The 14,803-nt window shown below is 67.2% G+C and carries 10 protein-coding genes; 5 read left to right on the top strand and 5 right to left on the bottom strand.

Going from position 1 to position 14,803, the window contains the following annotated elements:
* Window positions 1–38: 38 nt before the first annotated feature.
* From BVH73_RS15100 to mutS, 4 genes are all read left to right on the top strand, one after another.
* Window positions 39–4,376 (top strand): EAL domain-containing protein, encoded by a 4,338-nt coding sequence (locus tag BVH73_RS15100; RefSeq protein ID WP_079420084.1) that lies wholly within the window; start codon window positions 39–41, stop codon window positions 4,374–4,376.
* Between the two features lie 128 nt (window positions 4,377–4,504).
* Window positions 4,505–5,131 carry a LysE family translocator gene (locus BVH73_RS15095; RefSeq protein WP_079420082.1) on the top strand — a complete coding sequence of 209 codons (627 nt, stop codon included), beginning with the start codon at window positions 4,505–4,507 and terminating at the stop codon, window positions 5,129–5,131.
* A 43-nt stretch (window positions 5,132–5,174) separates the two neighbouring features.
* On the top strand, window positions 5,175–6,143 hold the full coding sequence (locus tag BVH73_RS15090) for a threo-3-hydroxy-L-aspartate ammonia-lyase (protein WP_079420712.1): 969 nt from the start codon (window positions 5,175–5,177) through the stop codon (window positions 6,141–6,143).
* A 75-nt stretch (window positions 6,144–6,218) separates the two neighbouring features.
* Window positions 6,219–8,771, top strand: coding sequence for a DNA mismatch repair protein MutS (gene mutS, locus BVH73_RS15085; protein ID WP_245800360.1), 2,553 nt, complete (start codon window positions 6,219–6,221; stop codon window positions 8,769–8,771).
* 69 nt (window positions 8,772–8,840) lie between these two features.
* On the opposite strand, the gene folE2 is transcribed toward mutS, so the two are convergent.
* The 3 genes from folE2 to BVH73_RS15070 form a co-directional block, all read right to left on the bottom strand.
* A complete protein-coding gene (gene folE2, locus BVH73_RS15080; RefSeq protein ID WP_079420708.1) occupies window positions 8,841–9,629 on the bottom strand; it encodes a GTP cyclohydrolase FolE2 in 789 nt (262 codons plus the stop codon).
* Between the two features lie 123 nt (window positions 9,630–9,752).
* Window positions 9,753–10,553, bottom strand: a complete 801-nt coding sequence (locus tag BVH73_RS15075) for a metal ABC transporter permease (RefSeq protein ID WP_079420706.1) — start codon at window positions 10,551–10,553, stop codon at window positions 9,753–9,755.
* Window positions 10,546–11,349: an ATP-binding cassette domain-containing protein gene (locus BVH73_RS15070; RefSeq protein WP_079420080.1), complete on the bottom strand. Its 804-nt coding sequence runs from the start codon at window positions 11,347–11,349 to the stop codon at window positions 10,546–10,548. Before BVH73_RS15070 ends, BVH73_RS15075 begins: the two co-directional genes overlap by 8 nt.
* Before the next feature lie 48 nt (window positions 11,350–11,397).
* Between BVH73_RS15070 and BVH73_RS15065 the strand changes: the two genes are divergently transcribed.
* Window positions 11,398–12,372 (top strand): zinc ABC transporter substrate-binding protein, encoded by a 975-nt coding sequence (locus tag BVH73_RS15065; RefSeq protein ID WP_079420078.1) that lies wholly within the window; start codon window positions 11,398–11,400, stop codon window positions 12,370–12,372.
* Window positions 12,373–12,376: 4 nt separating this feature from the next.
* On the opposite strand, the gene dxs is transcribed toward BVH73_RS15065, so the two are convergent.
* Both dxs and BVH73_RS15055 read right to left on the bottom strand, forming a co-directional pair.
* Window positions 12,377–14,293 carry a 1-deoxy-D-xylulose-5-phosphate synthase gene (gene dxs / locus BVH73_RS15060; RefSeq protein ID WP_169836786.1) on the bottom strand — a complete coding sequence of 639 codons (1,917 nt, stop codon included), beginning with the start codon at window positions 14,291–14,293 and terminating at the stop codon, window positions 12,377–12,379.
* Window positions 14,287–14,796 (bottom strand): disulfide bond formation protein B, encoded by a 510-nt coding sequence (locus BVH73_RS15055; RefSeq protein WP_079420076.1) that lies wholly within the window; start codon window positions 14,794–14,796, stop codon window positions 14,287–14,289. The genes dxs and BVH73_RS15055 overlap by 7 nt, the downstream gene beginning before the upstream one ends.
* Between the last annotated feature and the right edge of the window lie 7 nt (window positions 14,797–14,803).

Genomic DNA, 14,803 nt, shown 5'->3' with positions numbered 1-14,803 from the left:
CATCGACGATGCCACTCCGCGCCGCGCGGGACGGAACGATGAAACCGTCGCTGCGTCGCGTTTTCCTGCAGGGGCTGCTGTGGCTGCCCGTCGCCCTATCGGTGATCTGGTTTGTCAATCAGGAGCGCCTCGACTACCTGCATGCGAAAGAGCGCGTGCGCGAGCGCGCCCGTCACGCCGCACTGGCGGAGGGTCAGCTGATCCAGCTGAGGCTGATGCAGCAGTTCCAGCAGCTCGGGTTTGTCGCCAATGCCATCGTCGGCGGCCAAGACCCCGAAGCCCTCGACGACCGTACACGGCAGACTCTCCAGCGCTATGCGGGCGAACACCCGGAGCTGCTGGCCATCAATATCCTCTCGGCCGATGCCCGGCACATTGCCTGGTCCAACCATCCGCAGACCGACAGGCCGATCTTCCACGCGCAGGACTTCACGCCCATGCCCAGCCGCCCCACCGACCTGCTCGGCAAAGCGCGCTTCGCCCCTCGCTATCAGAGCGTCATCGTCGCCATGCGCTACCGCATGCAGGATACGCAGGGGCGCACCCTCTACTACGTTGGATCGCCCTATCGCCTGGAAGCGCTGCTGACCGGACTGTCCAGCGGCGGCTGGATCATGGCGCTGCGCGATCATCGCGAGAACATTCTGCTCGACGTTCCACGGCCGGGCGGGAACGCCGCCCTTCGCCTGGACGGCACCGATCGCATTGAAGAGCCGATCGGCTACCTCCCCATGGGGCTGGTGGTGAGCTGGCCATCGGCCAAGGTCTGGGCGCTTTACCGCGAAGGGCTGGCCGCGCGGCTGCTCGGGCGCAGCCTCGTGGTCGGGCTCTTCGTCCTGGCCGCGCTGGTGATCGGCCGCCTGTTGCGCAGTCGGCAGATGCTGCTGCAGAAGAATGCGCGCTTTGCCCGCTTCAACGCGCTCCTGGCCCATGTGAATCAGGCCATTGTCCAGTCCAGCGACGTGGCCGATCTGTTGCAGCGAACGTGCCGCCTCTTCGTGCGCGATCCGGGCATCGCCCTGGCCTGGATCGGCCGCCCCGACGAGCGTGCGCGGTTCGTTTTCCTGGCGAATGCGGGCACCGGCAGCCCATTCCTGAAGGATCTGATCATCACGGCAGATTCCGCCCACCCTGAACAGTGGTGCAGCGCAGGCCTGGCCTGGAATGAGGGACGTCCGGTCTTCGCCTTCGGAACCCAGTTCGCCGCCATGCCAGACGCCTGGCAGGCCCGCATGCAGGATCATGGGCTGAGTGCGGCGGCGGCCCTGCCCCTGTACCGGGGCAAACGGCTCTGGGCCCTGTTGCACCTCTATTTCCGCGGCACGAAAATCATCACGCCCGATCTCCAGCGCACCCTTCTGGATCTGGCCGAAGACCTGTCCAACGGCATCGATCGCCTGGACATCCTGCAGAGTCAGGCCTTGCTGCAGCGCCAGCACGCCAGCCTGCTGGGCAACGCGGTGTCGGGGGTCGTCATGGTGCGATATCCCGGCGCCATCATCGTCGAGGCCAATGCCGCCATCGCGCGCATTTTTGGCGTGAGCGACGTGCAGGACGTGCTGGGCCGGAGGATGGCCGAGGTCGCTCCTTCGTTGATCGAACACCACATGATCAAGACCACGCACACCGCGCTCAAGGCCGGGCAGGTCGATCTGGACGCGCTCGACATCGTGCGCGTCGACGGCCGGGCCGCCTGCATCGCCATCTCGGGCAAGCGCATCGAGGCCGACGCCGCCGATTCAACGCTCGTCGTCTGGACGGTGGTGGACGTGACCGAGCGTCAGCGCCTGATGCAGCAGATGGAACGCCTCAGCCGGGCCGATCCGCTCACCGGTCTTCCCAACCGCCGGGCGCTCGAACACCATCTCGACCGGGCGATCGCGCGTGCTCAGGCAGAGGGCAGCCTCGTCGCCGTCGGTCTGCTCGATCTCGACGACTTCAAGCCGGTCAACGACCGCTACGGCCACGAGGTGGGCGATCAGCTGCTCAAGCAGCTCGGCGAACGTCTGCTTGCACGCGCGAGCGGTTCGGACATGATCGCCCGCCTGGGCGGCGACGAATTCGTGGTGGTCATCGAAGATCTCGATGCCGATCACCTCCAGGCGCAGCTCGAAGTGATTCTCGCCCGCCTGCGGCGCGGCCTGGAACAACCCTTCGACCTGGGCGAGGGCCGCACGGCCAGCGTGGGCATGAGCATGGGCGTAGCCCTGGCGCCCAAGGACGGCAACAACGCCGACACCTTGCTGCGCCTGGCCGACGCCGCCATGTACCGCGTGAAGGCGCGCAAGGTCGCCCGGACCCAATGGTGGTATCTGGCGGGCAGCGAACCTCTGGAGACCGAGATCGAACCGCCCTTCGACCCCTTCGGTTCAGACGCCCAGATGCTGCTGGGCAGAATCCGCAACCTCTTCGAGACCGCGGAGCGGGAGTTTGTCGAGGCGTTCTACGGCGAACTCGGCCACCGCGACGACACCGCGGCCATCCTCACGGTGCTCGGCCCGGACGGCATTGCCCGTCTGAAGACGAAGCAGGCCGAGCACCTGACCTTTCTTCTCGACGTGGCCACCACGGCGCAGCAGATTCAGACGCGAGGGCGCCTTCTCGGCGACCTGCACGCCCTCGTGGGCGTGGCGCCCTCGTGGCTGAGCGCCTCGATGCAGCTTTACCGGGACCTGCTGCATTGGCATCTGGACGTCAGCGACATGCCGGCGCGCGAGCGCTACCGGCTGCAGCGCGTGTTCGACGCGCGCATCCAGATCGATCTGCAGAGTCAGCTCGACGCCATGCTCGTGGTGCAGAACACCTACAACGCCTACCTGGCCCGCCCCCTGCCGCGGCCGGGCCAGTCGTGGATCGAAGTCATCGATGACAAGCTGCGGGCACTCGGCCATCTGCCCGGCATGCGCGGCTGCGCCCTGCTGCGTCCCGGCGCTTCCGGCTTGTTCGTGATCCAGGCCAGCGGGGGGGAACTCGCAGAGCCGATCACCCGATTGCTGTCGACCCCCGATTTCCAGCCCTCGCTCGACATCAACAGCCCCACGGGCCATGGCCTGGCCGCGCAGGCGTGGCGCACCGAGTCCATCGTCACCGCCAAGGCCATCGAGCACTGCCAGGGGCTCGAACCCTGGACCGCCGCCGCCGCGCGCTCGGGGGTGCGCAGCATGGGGGCGATTCCGCTGCAGCGGGCCGGCCAGACCGATTCGATCATGCTGGTGTTCGGCGCCTACCCCAACCAGTTCGACACCCAGCAGGGCCGCACCTTTCTCACCGCGGTGCAGAACCGCTGGAACCTGATCGACGATCTGTTGCGCAAGCGCCAGCAGGTTATCGGCCAGCAGGACGCCGCGCATTACCGGCAGTGGCTCTACGCCGGGAGCCTGCGCATGTTCATGCAGCCCGTGGTGGAGCTGCGCGGCGGGCGGCTGAACAAGGTCGAAGCGCTGGCCCGTCTGGTCTCTCCCGAAGGCAAGATCATCGGGCCGGGCCAGTTTCTGCCCGCGTTGCGCGAGGCCGATCTCGACGCCCTGTTCCGCATGGGCCTGTCGCAAAGCCTGGCACAGCTCGCCCAGTGGCGCGCCGGCGGTCTTGAGGTCGACCTCTCGCTCAACCTTCCGCCGTCCACGCTGCTGCACGAAGACTGTGTGCAGTGGATTCAGCAGGCCCTGCGCGACAACGAAGTCGCACCGCGGCATCTGATCCTTGAGCTGCTGGAGTCGCAGGAAGTGGACGAGGCCCTGCGCGATGAAGCCATCGGCAAGCTCGGTCGTTTGGGGGTGCGCCTGGCCATCGACGACCTCGGCTCGGGTTTCAGCAGCCTCAAGCGCCTGGCCAGCCTGCCCTTCGACGTGATCAAGGTCGATCAGGGCATCATTCTGGACATCGAGCGCGATCCGGTCAAAGCCCTGAGTCTGGTGCGCACCGTGGTGCAGATCGGTCGCGACTTCGAAAAAGAGGTCGTGGTCGAGGGCGTGGAAAACGCGGGCATCGTCGAGGCCGTCACCCAGCTCGGCGCCCAGTTCGGGCAGGGCTACGGCATTGCCAAACCCATGCCGTCGGAAGAGTTTCAGTCCTGGGCAATCCTGCACGGCACCGGCCGCGAACCTTTGATGCAGACAGCCTCGCCGCGACTGTCCACCCCGCTAGGCGCACTGGCCTACCACTGGCTGCAGACGCACGACGATCCGCCGCACCGGGGGACGGTCTTGGCCCACTGCCCGCTGTCAGCCTATCTTCAGGGGCTGGGGCCGATCGCGGCCGAGGCGCGGGCGCTGCATCATGCCGTGCACCACGCCGAGACGCCGACCCAACAGAAGACCGCGGGCAAGGCGCTCACGGCCTGGCTGGCGGAGCGGGTGCGTCGGCAGCGCTTGCCCTAGAGCTTCGCGCCACAGCGCGCACTGTTCGGCGCGGCCCGAGCAAGAACGAATGCGAGAATCGGGCCCGTGACGTCGCGTCCCCTGGACACCCACGCTCGCTGCGACTGTGATCTCCTGGTTCCGTTCCCATGCACACTGCGTTGACCCTATTGAGCATTCTGGCGGTTCTGGCCCTTGGCGTGATGAGCCCGGGGCCGAGCTTTCTTCTCGTCGCACGCACCGCGGTCTGTGCCTCCCGAAGCGCCGCCGTGGCCTCGGCGCTGGGCATGGCGGCGGGCGCCACGCTGCTGTGCATCGCCGCCCTGTTCGGGCTGCATGCCTTGTTCGAGCGGATCCCCGAGCTGTTCGTGCTGCTCAAGCTGGTGGGCGGTGCCTATCTGCTCTATCTGGCCGTGCGCATCTGGCGCGGTGCCGGGAAGCCGCTCGCCCTCGACGGCGTACCGGACGAGGCGCAGACCGGCCTGGCCCGCAACGCGCTCATCGGCATTGGAACGATGCTCAGCAATCCCAAGGCGGCGGTGCAGTACGGTGTCATCTTCGCGGCCATGCTGCCGCAGTCGCCTTCCACGACCCTGCTGTTCCTGCTGCCGCCCGCGGTGTTCCTGCTGGAGGCGTCGTGGTACGTGTTCGTCGCCTTCGGCCTGTCGGCAGAGCAACCCCGTCGCCTCTACCTGTCCGCGAAGACCGGCATCGATCGCACGGTTGGCGTGGTGCTTGCGGCGCTCGGTCTGAAGCTGCTCTGGTCCAGCCGGTAAAGTGCACGGCGCCTCGCACATCACCCGTTCCATCGAAACCAAGATGCCCTCTTCTGCCCTTCCGACCTATGCCGATGTCGTCGACGCCGCCCGGCGTCTGGAGGGCCATGCACACCGCACCCCGGTGTTGACCTCGCGCACGGCCGATGCCGAGCTGGGTTGCTCGCTGTTCTTCAAGGCGGAAAATCTTCAACGCATGGGCGCCTTCAAGTTCCGCGGGGCGTTCAACGCGCTGTCGCGCCTGGACGACGCTCAGCGCCGGCGCGGCGTGGTGGCGTTCTCCTCGGGCAATCACGCGCAGGCCATCGCCCTCTCGGCCGGCGTGCTGGGCATGCCCGCCACCATCGTGATGCCGCACGACGCGCCCGAGGCCAAGGTTGCGGCCACCCGCGGCTACGGCGCCGAGGTCGTGATCTACAACCGTTACACCGAGGACAGGGAACAGATCAGCCGAGCCCTGGCCCAGGAGCGCGGCCTGACCCTGATTCCGCCGTACGACCATGCCGACGTGATCGCCGGGCAGGGCACGGCCGCCATGGAGCTGATCGAAGAGGTCGGTCCGCTCGACGTCCTGCTCGCTCCACTGGGTGGCGGCGGATTGCTGTCGGGCACGGCGCTCGCGGTGCGCGCCCTGTCGCCGCGATGCCGGATCTACGGCGTCGAACCCGAAGCCGGCAATGATGGCCAGCGCTCCTTGCGCTCGGGCCAGATCGTGCACATCGACACCCCCAGAACCCTCGCCGACGGCGCCCAGACCCAGCACCTCGGCACACTCACCTTCGCCATCATCCGCGACAAGGTCGACGACATCCTGACCGCCAGCGACGACGAACTGGTGAGCTGCATGCAGTTTTTCGCCACACGCATGAAGACGCTCGTCGAGCCGACAGGCTGCCTGGCGTTTGCCGCGGCGCGCTCGCACAAAAACAGCTTGCAAGGCCAGCGTGTCGGCATCGTGCTGAGCGGCGGAAACATTGATCTCAACCGTTTCTGTCAGTCGATGGCGTGTTGAAAATAGTTAACAAAAAGAATTAAATTGAGTTTTTAAGTGACTGATATAAAAAACATTTCTTCGCACACCCCTTTGATGCAGCAATACCTGCGCATGAAGGCGGATCATCCCGGCACCCTGCTGCTGTGCCGCATGGGCGATTTTTACGAGCTGTTCTATGACGATGCCGAAAAGGCCGCGCGCTTGCTCGACATCACCTTGACGCGGCGAGGCCAGTCCGCGGGCGAGCCGGTCATCATGGCCGGCGTCCCGGCACAGGCTCTCGACAGTTATCTGGCCAAGCTGGTGCGGCTCGGCGAATCGGCGGCGATCTGCGAGCAGATCGGCGACCCGGCGCAGGCCAAGGGTTTGGTGGAGCGCCGGGTGGTGCGCGTCGTCACGCCAGGCACGCTCACCGAACAGGCTTTGCTCGACGACAAGCGCGACGCCATCCTGCTGGCCATCGCGCCGCCGAAGTCGGCCCGCGGGGTCTGCGGGCTGGCGTGGATGGCCCTCACCGGCGGCGGCGTCACCCTGGCTCAGTGCGACATGGCGGCTCTGCCCGACTGGCTGGCCCGCATCGGCCCGGCCGAGGTCCTCTGGCCGCAGAACCAGTCCCTGCCCCAGGAGGTGGCCTGGCCCTGCACGACCGAACGGCCGGACTGGCATTTCGATGCGGCGCTGGGGCTGCGCAAGCTCTGCGCCCAGTTGCAGGTGGCGCATCTCGACGGCTTCGGCGCCCAGGATCTGGGCAGCGCGCAGGCCGCCGCCGCCGCGCTGCTGACCTATGCCGAGCAGACGCAGGGCGGCACCCTGCCTCTGCTGGCCGATCTGCGCGTCGAGCGCGCCGAACACAGCCTGCGTCTCGATGCCGTGGCCCGCCGCAACCTCGAAATCCTCCAGCCCCTGCGTGGCGATGACAGCCCGACGCTGTTTTCGCATCTGGACACCTGCCAGACCGCCGCGGGCAGCCGGTTGCTGCGCGACTGGCTGCAGGCCCCACCGTGCGACGCGGACGTCGCCCGCGCCCGGCATGCCGCGCTTCAGGGCCTGATGGACGGCGGCCTGGCCGGGTTGCGCGGCAGCCTGCGCGGCATGGCCGATCTGGAGCGCATCGCCGCGCGCATCGCCCTCAAGCAAGCCAAGCCGCGCGAGCTGTCCGCCTTGCGCGATGGCCTGCTGCGCCTGCCTGCGCTGCGCCGCCAGGCGGCCGCGTTCGAGCGCTGCGCCTTGCTGCAGACCGTCGATGCGCAGCTCGATCTGCCGCCCGAACCCGCGGCATTGCTGCAGCGAGCCATCGCGGCCGAACCCGCTCTGAACCTGCGCGACGGGGGCGTGATCGCCGCGGGTTTCGATGCCGAACTCGACGAGCTGCGCGCCATCGACACCGACTGCGGCAGCTTTCTCATGGAACTGGAGCAGCGCGAGCGCGCACGCACCGGCATCGCCAATCTGCGGGTGCAATACAACAAGGTTCACGGGTTTTTCATCGAAGTCACCCACGGCCAGACCGACAAGGTGCCCGACGACTACCGCCGGCGGCAGACGCTCAAAGGCGCCGAACGCTACATCACCCCCGAGCTCAAGGCCTTCGAGGACAAGGCGCTTTCGGCGCAGGATCGCGCGCTGGGCCGCGAGAAAGTTCTGTTCGAAGGCGTCATCGAGGCCCTGCAGGCCGAACTGGCGCCCATCCGCCGCAGCGCCCAGGCCATCGCCCTGCTCGACACGCTGGCGGCCCTGGCCGAACGCGCGAGCACCTTCGGCTGGGTCTGCCCCGAGTTCACGGAGGCGCCAGGCCTGGACATCGTCGGCGGCCGCCACCCGGTCATCGAGAGCCGCGTCGACCGCTTCATTCCCAACGACTGCCAGCTCGACGAACAGCGCCGCCTGCTCATTCTCACCGGGCCGAACATGGGCGGCAAATCCACCTATATGCGGCAGACCGCGCTGATCGCCCTGCTCGCCTACCTAGGCAGCTATGTACCGGCCCGCAGCGCCCGCATCGGTCCGCTGGACGCGATCTTCACCCGCATCGGCGCCTCCGACGATCTGGCCGGGGGGCAATCGACCTTCATGGTCGAAATGGCGGAAACCGCGGCGATTCTGCGGCAGGCCACGCCCCAAAGCCTGGTGTTGATGGACGAGGTGGGGCGCGGCACCTCCACCTTCGACGGTCTGGCGCTGGCCGCTGCCATCGCCGCGCAGTTGCACGACCGCAATCGCAGCCTCACCCTGTTCGCCACCCACTATTTCGAGCTGACGGAACTGCCCCTGCGCCATCCGCAGGCGGCCAATGTCCATGTGGGCGCGACGGAGACGCCACAGGGCATCGTGTTTCTGCACGAGGTGCGCGAGGGGCCAGCCAGCCGCAGCTACGGCGTGCAAGTCGCCCAGCTCGCGGGCGTGCCATCCGCCGTCATTCGCGATGCGCGCCGCCGGCTGGACGCGCTGGAGCGCAGGCAACAGCAGCAGGAAGCCCAGCTCGATCTGTTCGCCGCACCGCCCGAAGCCGTGGCGGCCGAGGCCCCGCAGGAGCGCTCGCACCCGGCGCTGATGGAAGCGCTCGACACCACTGAGCCCGACGCCCTGACCCCGCGCCAGGCCCTCGACGTGCTCTACCGCCTCAAGGCGCTGCGCGAAGCCGACTGAAACCAGGCGCAATCGAGCAAACACCGGGCCGCCCGCACGGGCAGGCGACGTCCGGGCTTGAACCTCGTCTCAAACCCGCTCGATCAAGGCGTAGGCCGAGTGGTTGTGGATGGATTCGAAGTTCTCCGCCTCGGCCACGTAGTGGCCGATCCGCGGATCGGCGTTGAGACGGGCGGCGACGTCACGCACCAGATCTTCGACGAATTTGGGATTTTCGTAGGCGTGCTCGGTGACGTACTTCTCGTCCGGGCGCTTGAGCAGCCCCCAGATCTCGCACGACGCCTCTTCCTCCGCAATGCGGATGAGTTCTTCCAGCGCCACCGGCTGCAGCAGCTCGGCCGTGATGGTGATGTGCGAACGCTGGTTGTGCGCGCCGTAATCCGAGATTTCCTTCGAGCACGGGCATAGCGATTTCACCGGCACCATGACCTTGGCCGTGAGCTTGACCTCATCGCCGCGCGCTTGCGCGATCCAGCCCGCCTCGTAGTCGAGCAGGCTTTGCACGCCCGAGACCGGCGCGGTCTTGCGCAGAAACAGCGTGAAGGCGAATTCCAGCCGTCCCGCCGCGGCACCCAGCTTGGGCAGCATCTGCCGCGTGATCTCGGCAAACGCCTGGGCATCCATCGCTGCGGGCATGGCTTCGAGCAGTTCGACGAAGCGCGACATATGCGTGCCCTTCTTCTCGGCGGGCAGCGCGACGTCGGCCGTCACCTGGGCAATACTCGGATGAATGCTGCCATCGCGCAGCCGTACGTTGACCGGGTAGCGCAAGCCCTTGACCCCGACCCGCTGGATCGCGATATGGCGCTCGTCCACAGTGCTCTGAATATCCGGAATGGCTTCGTAGGGTTTGTTCATGGGATGACGGGTGGGGCTGCGCCACAGCAATTCGGCACCGCCCGCCCGGGGCATAGTTGAGAAAAGTTCTCAGATTATCCCGGACTGTGCACATCCCTGCCCGGCTTGCGGAAATGGATGCGCTCAACCGCGCTGGGGCAGCGCCCGCGCCATCAGGAAAAGCAAGGCTGCGGCAACCACGATGGCCGGGCCTGTGGGCAGATCGGAATGCATCGAGGCGAGCAAACCCAGCAGCACGGCGAGAGCACCGATCACGGTGGCTCCAAAGGCCATCTGCAGCGGCGTGCGCGCCAGCCTGCGGGCCGCCGCCGCAGGGATGATGAGCATCGCCACCGTAAGGAGAATGCCCACCAGCTTCATCGCCAAGGCGACAAACACCGCCAGCAGCAGCATGAAGGCAAGCTGCAGGCCCCGCACGCGCCTTCCCTCGATGGCGGCCAGTTCCTCATGCACGGTCATCGCCAGCAAACCCCGCCACAGCAGGGCCAGCACGAACAGCCCGGCAACATCGAGCAGGGCAATCCACCCCAGATCCGCCGGCCTGAGGGCCAGGATGTCGCCGAAGAGATAGGCAAACAGATCGACCCGGACGTCTTCCATGAAAGCCAGCACCACCAGTCCCAAGGCCAGGCTGGTGTGCGCCAGCAAGCCCAGCAGCGTGTCTTCGGCCAGGCCTTCTGCGGGCTGCCGCCGCGCCAGGATCAGGGCCACCACCACGCCTACGGCGAGCACACCCAGGAGGGGATCGAGATGAAGCAACAACCCCAACCCCACGCCCAGGAAGGCCGAGTGCGCCAGCGTCTCTCCGAAATACGCCATGCGGCGCCAGACCACGAAGCAACCCAGCGGGCCCGCCAGCAGCGCCACGCCCACGCCGCCCAGCAGCGCGCGCCCGACGAATTCGGGCAAGCCCAGTTCATTCATGGCGGTGCTCTCCCGGTGCCCCATCTTGCGCGACATCGGGCACGATGCTGCCGTGCAAATCATGGTGATGGTCGTGATGATGCCGATACACGGCCAGCCCCGCCAGATCGCGCCCGAACAGGCGCAGGTATTCGGGATGCACGCCGATGTCCTCGGGCCGGCCGGCGCAGCAGACATGGCGCTCCAGGCAGATCACCTCGTCGGTGGCCGCCATGACCAGATGCAAATCGTGGGAGACCAGCAGGACGCCGCAGCCGGTCGCGTCGCGCAGCCGCACGATCAGGGCGTAGAACGACTGTTGCCCCTGGACGTCGAGACTTTGCGCCGGCTCGTCGAGCACGAGAAGTTCGGGCTGGCGCAGCATCGCCCGCGCGAGCAGAACGCGCTGCATCTCGCCTCCAGACAAGGCACGCAGCGGGCGCTGCAGCAGATCGCCGGCGCCGTTGTCATCGAGCACCTGCTGCCGCCGCGCCGCCGTGCTCGCGCCCGACAACCGGAGAAAATCATTCACGTCCATGGGCAGGCTCGGCGGCACGGTGAAGCGCTGCGGCACGTAGCCCACCTTCAACCGATGCATCCGCCGCACGCGTCCACCATCCGGGGCGAGCAGCCCCAGCAGCACGCGCACCAGCGTGGTCTTGCCCGCGCCGTTGGGACCGATCAGGGTGACGATCTGGCGCGGCAACACACGCAGGCTCACATCCTCAAGCAGGGGCTTGCCGTGGCGTATCAGACTGACGCGCTCAAGCGTGATGAGCGGATCGGCCGTGGGCGTGAAGGTCGCTATTTGTTTCATTTGTTATATAGTAACTTTCCGGCTTGTACCAACCCTCCCTCATTCATCATGATGACGTTAACCCGAATGGCCTTCGTTTACGCGCTCTTTGTGGCGGCATTCCTGGCTGCGCCCGCGCAGGCCGCGCCACCCACGGTGGCCGTCAGCATCAAACCCGTGGGCGATCTGGTTGCTGCCGTCATGGCGGGAGTGGGCACGCCGACCGTGCTGATTCCGCCGGGCCGTTCGCCGCACACCTACGCGCTCAAGCCCTCGGAGCGAGCCGCCGCGCAGCAGGCCCTGGTTCTGTTCTGGATCGGTCCCGACGTCGAGCCGGCGCTGGCTCCGGTCACCCGGGCGCTGCCGAAATCTGTGACCGTGGTCACACTCTCGACCGCCACAGGGCTGGACCTTCTGCCCGCGCGCACCGGCGGGGACTGGGAGCGCAAGCACCCCGCCGCTTCGCTCAAGCATGAGCACGATGGTCTCGCCGATGCCCACGATCACGCCCACACGGGCAGCTTCGACGGCCATCTCTGGCTTTCCCCGACGAATGCCAAGACCATCGTGCGCACCGCGGCGCGCGTCCTGGCGGCAAAAGATCCGCGGCACGCGGGGCAGTACCAGGCCAACGCGGACAAGGCCGTGCAAACCCTCGACGCCATGACGGCGGAACTCACCGTTCAGCTCGAACCCGTCAAGGACAAGCCCTTCATCGTGTTTCACGATGCCTATCAGTACTTCGAGCAGGCCTTCGGCCTGCGGGCCGTCGGCTCCCTGCTGGTCAACCCCGAAGCCATGGCCAACGCACGCCGCGTGAGCCAGTTGCGCAACAAGATTCAATCGCTGGGCGTAGTCTGCGTGTTTGCCGAGCCGCAGTTCGAACCGCGCATGGTGCAGACGCTGGTCGAGGGCACGCCCGCGCGCGTCGGCACGCTGGACCCGCTAGGCGCCAGGGGGCCGCTGGGCCTTCAGGGTTACACGCAGTTGATGCGCAATCTGGCCTCGAACCTCGGCCAGTGCCTATCGGCATCGGCCCGGTGATGCGCTACTCGTTGGCGGCGCGCTGACGCCCGGCCGGGCTGAGCATGGCGCCGAAGCGTTTGTGCACGCTTGCGGCGATGCCCGCCGCATCCAGCCCCAGATCGGCGGTGATCTGCGCCGGATCGCCGTGTTCGAGCCAGGCATCGGGCAGGCCGAGGGTGAGCACCGGGATCTGGACCCCAGCCTCCTGCAAAGCCTCCAGACAGGCCGAGCCCGCGCCGCCGCGGATGGCCCCCTCTTCGACCGTGACCAGTGCATCGTGGCTGCGCGCGGCGGCAAGAAGCGCGGCACTGTCGAGTGGTTTCACGAAGCGCATATTGATCACGCTGGCGTCAACCGTCTCGGCCGCCTGCAGCGCCGCATAGAGCACCGGCCCGAACGCCAGAATGGCAATGCGCTGACCCGGTTTGGCGCCGCTGGCGCGCCGGGGCTGGGCCTGCCCCCAGGGCAACTCGGCCAGAGCGGCCTGAACGGCCACGCCTGCACCACTGCCGCGCGGATAGCGCACCGCCGTGGGCGCGTCATGGCGGTAGGCGGTGGTGAGCATTTGCCGGCATTCGTTTTCGTCGGTCGGGGTCAGCACGCTCAGATTGGGCACGCAGCGCAGGAAAGGAATGTCGAAGGCGCCGGTATGGGTCGCGCCGTCCGCCCCCACCACGCCGGCACGGTCCACGGCGAACATCACCGGCAAATTCTGGATGGCAACGTCGTGAATCACCTGGTCGTAGCCGCGCTGCAGAAAGGTCGAATAGATGGCGACGACCGGCTTCAGACCCTCGCACGCCAGTCCGGCGGCAAAGGTCACCGCATGCTGCTCGGCGATGCCGACGTCGAAGTAGCGCTGCGGATAGCGCTCGGCGAATTCGACCAGGCCTGAACCCTCGCGCATGGCCGGCGTGATGCCCACCAGACGCGCGTCGGCCTGTGCCATGTCGCACAACCACTGGCCGAACACCTGGGTGAAGGTGGGCGCCTTGCCGGGTTTGCCGGGTGCCAGCCCCACGGCCGGGTCGAAGCGTCCCGGTCCGTGATAGGCCACCGGGTCGGCCTCGGCCAGCTTGTAGCCTTGCCCCTTCTTGGTCACCACATGCAGCAGGATGGGACCGTGCATGTCGCGAAGGTTGTGCAAAGTCGGGATGAGCGCATCGAGATCGTGACCATCGATCGGCCCGAAATACTTCACCCCGAGTTCCTCGAACAAAGGCGAAGGCGCCACGAGGCCCTTGGCATACTCCTCCAGGCGGCGCGCCAGGCCCAGCAAGGGCGGCGCGGCGCTGAGCACCTGCTTAGCGGTGCTGCGTGCGGCGGTGAACAGGCCGCCCGACAGCAGGCCGGTGAGGTGGCGATTGAGCGCACCCACCGGCGGGGAGATCGACATGTCGTTGTCGTTGAGCACGATGAGCAGATCGGCCTCGGGGTGCACGCCGGCGTTGTTGAGCGCCTCGAAAGCCATGCCGCCGGTCAGCGCGCCGTCGCCGATGATGGCGACCACGCGGCGCGATTCCCCCTTGCGCTGCGCCGCAAGCGCCATGCCCAGCGCGGCCGAAATGGACGTGGACGAGTGCGCAGTGCCGAAGGTGTCGAACGGCGATTCCTCGCGGCGCGGAAAGCCGGAAATGCCGCCCTTCTGGCGCAAGCCGCGCATGCCTTCCCTGCGCCCGGTCAGGATCTTGTGGGCATAAGTCTGGTGACCCACGTCCCACACCAGCCGGTCGTGCGGCGTGTTGAAAACGGCGTGTAGCGCCACGGTCAATTCGACGGTGCCCAGATTCGAGGACAGATGCCCGCCCGTCCGCGATACCGACTGGAGGATGAACTCGCGCAGTTCGACGGCGAGTTGCCGCAGATGCGCGCGGTCGAGCCCGCGCAGATCGGCGGGGGAGGCGATGCGGTTCAGCAGGGAAAACGAAGCAGTCACCATGAGTCAGCGCGTGTTGAAGAAGAGGTGCGGCAACGCATCGCAACCAGGAGCAGCACCGACGTCAGAACGAAACCGGCTGCCGACCAGAACGGCAAGGCCAGCCCGAAGACAGAGGGCGTATCGGCGCAAAGGCCGTCCGCGCGAAACATCCACGGCGCCCACTGCGTGACCTGCCAGTGATTGATGACTGCGGCCAGCGGGTCCAGGCCGCAGAGCTGGCCCGGATGCAGCACGAGCCAGATGTGCCGGGCCGCGAAACCCAGGCCGACCAGCCCGCTGAGCACGCCCAGGCTGAGCACGACCTGGCTGGCCAGCCTTGACCGCACCAGGCTGTTGGCCGACAGCGCGAAGACCAGCACGCCCAGATAGGCCATGCGCTGCAGGATGCAGAGCGGACAGGGCGCAAAACCCTTGCGCTGCAGCCAGAGCGCGCCACCCAGCGTGCCCAGCGCCGCTGCGGCGGCGAGAAGGGGCAAAGCAGTCGCGGCGCGTTCTCGGCTCATGGGGCTT

Origin of the sequence: Thiomonas intermedia, from assembly GCF_002028405.1 — a bacterium.
GTDB lineage: Bacteria > Pseudomonadota > Gammaproteobacteria > Burkholderiales > Burkholderiaceae_C > Thiomonas > Thiomonas intermedia.
This window is presented reverse-complemented; position numbering and strand designations above follow the sequence as displayed.

Coding starts and splice junctions, on each gene's coding strand:
- BVH73_RS15095 (WP_079420082.1), top strand. CDS start 4,505: ATGCACACTGCGTTGACCCTATTGAGCATTCTGGCGGTTCTGGCCCTT.
- BVH73_RS15065 (WP_079420078.1), top strand. CDS start 11,398: ATGATGACGTTAACCCGAATGGCCTTCGTTTACGCGCTCTTTGTGGCG.
- folE2 (WP_079420708.1), bottom strand. CDS start 9,629: ATGAACAAACCCTACGAAGCCATTCCGGATATTCAGAGCACTGTGGAC.
- BVH73_RS15100 (WP_079420084.1), top strand. CDS start 39: ATGAAACCGTCGCTGCGTCGCGTTTTCCTGCAGGGGCTGCTGTGGCTG.
- BVH73_RS15055 (WP_079420076.1), bottom strand. CDS start 14,796: ATGAGCCGAGAACGCGCCGCGACTGCTTTGCCCCTTCTCGCCGCCGCA.
- dxs (WP_169836786.1), bottom strand. CDS start 14,293: ATGGTGACTGCTTCGTTTTCCCTGCTGAACCGCATCGCCTCCCCCGCC.
- BVH73_RS15075 (WP_079420706.1), bottom strand. CDS start 10,553: ATGAATGAACTGGGCTTGCCCGAATTCGTCGGGCGCGCGCTGCTGGGC.
- BVH73_RS15090 (WP_079420712.1), top strand. CDS start 5,175: ATGCCCTCTTCTGCCCTTCCGACCTATGCCGATGTCGTCGACGCCGCC.
- BVH73_RS15070 (WP_079420080.1), bottom strand. CDS start 11,349: ATGAAACAAATAGCGACCTTCACGCCCACGGCCGATCCGCTCATCACG.
- mutS (WP_245800360.1), top strand. CDS start 6,219: ATGCAGCAATACCTGCGCATGAAGGCGGATCATCCCGGCACCCTGCTG.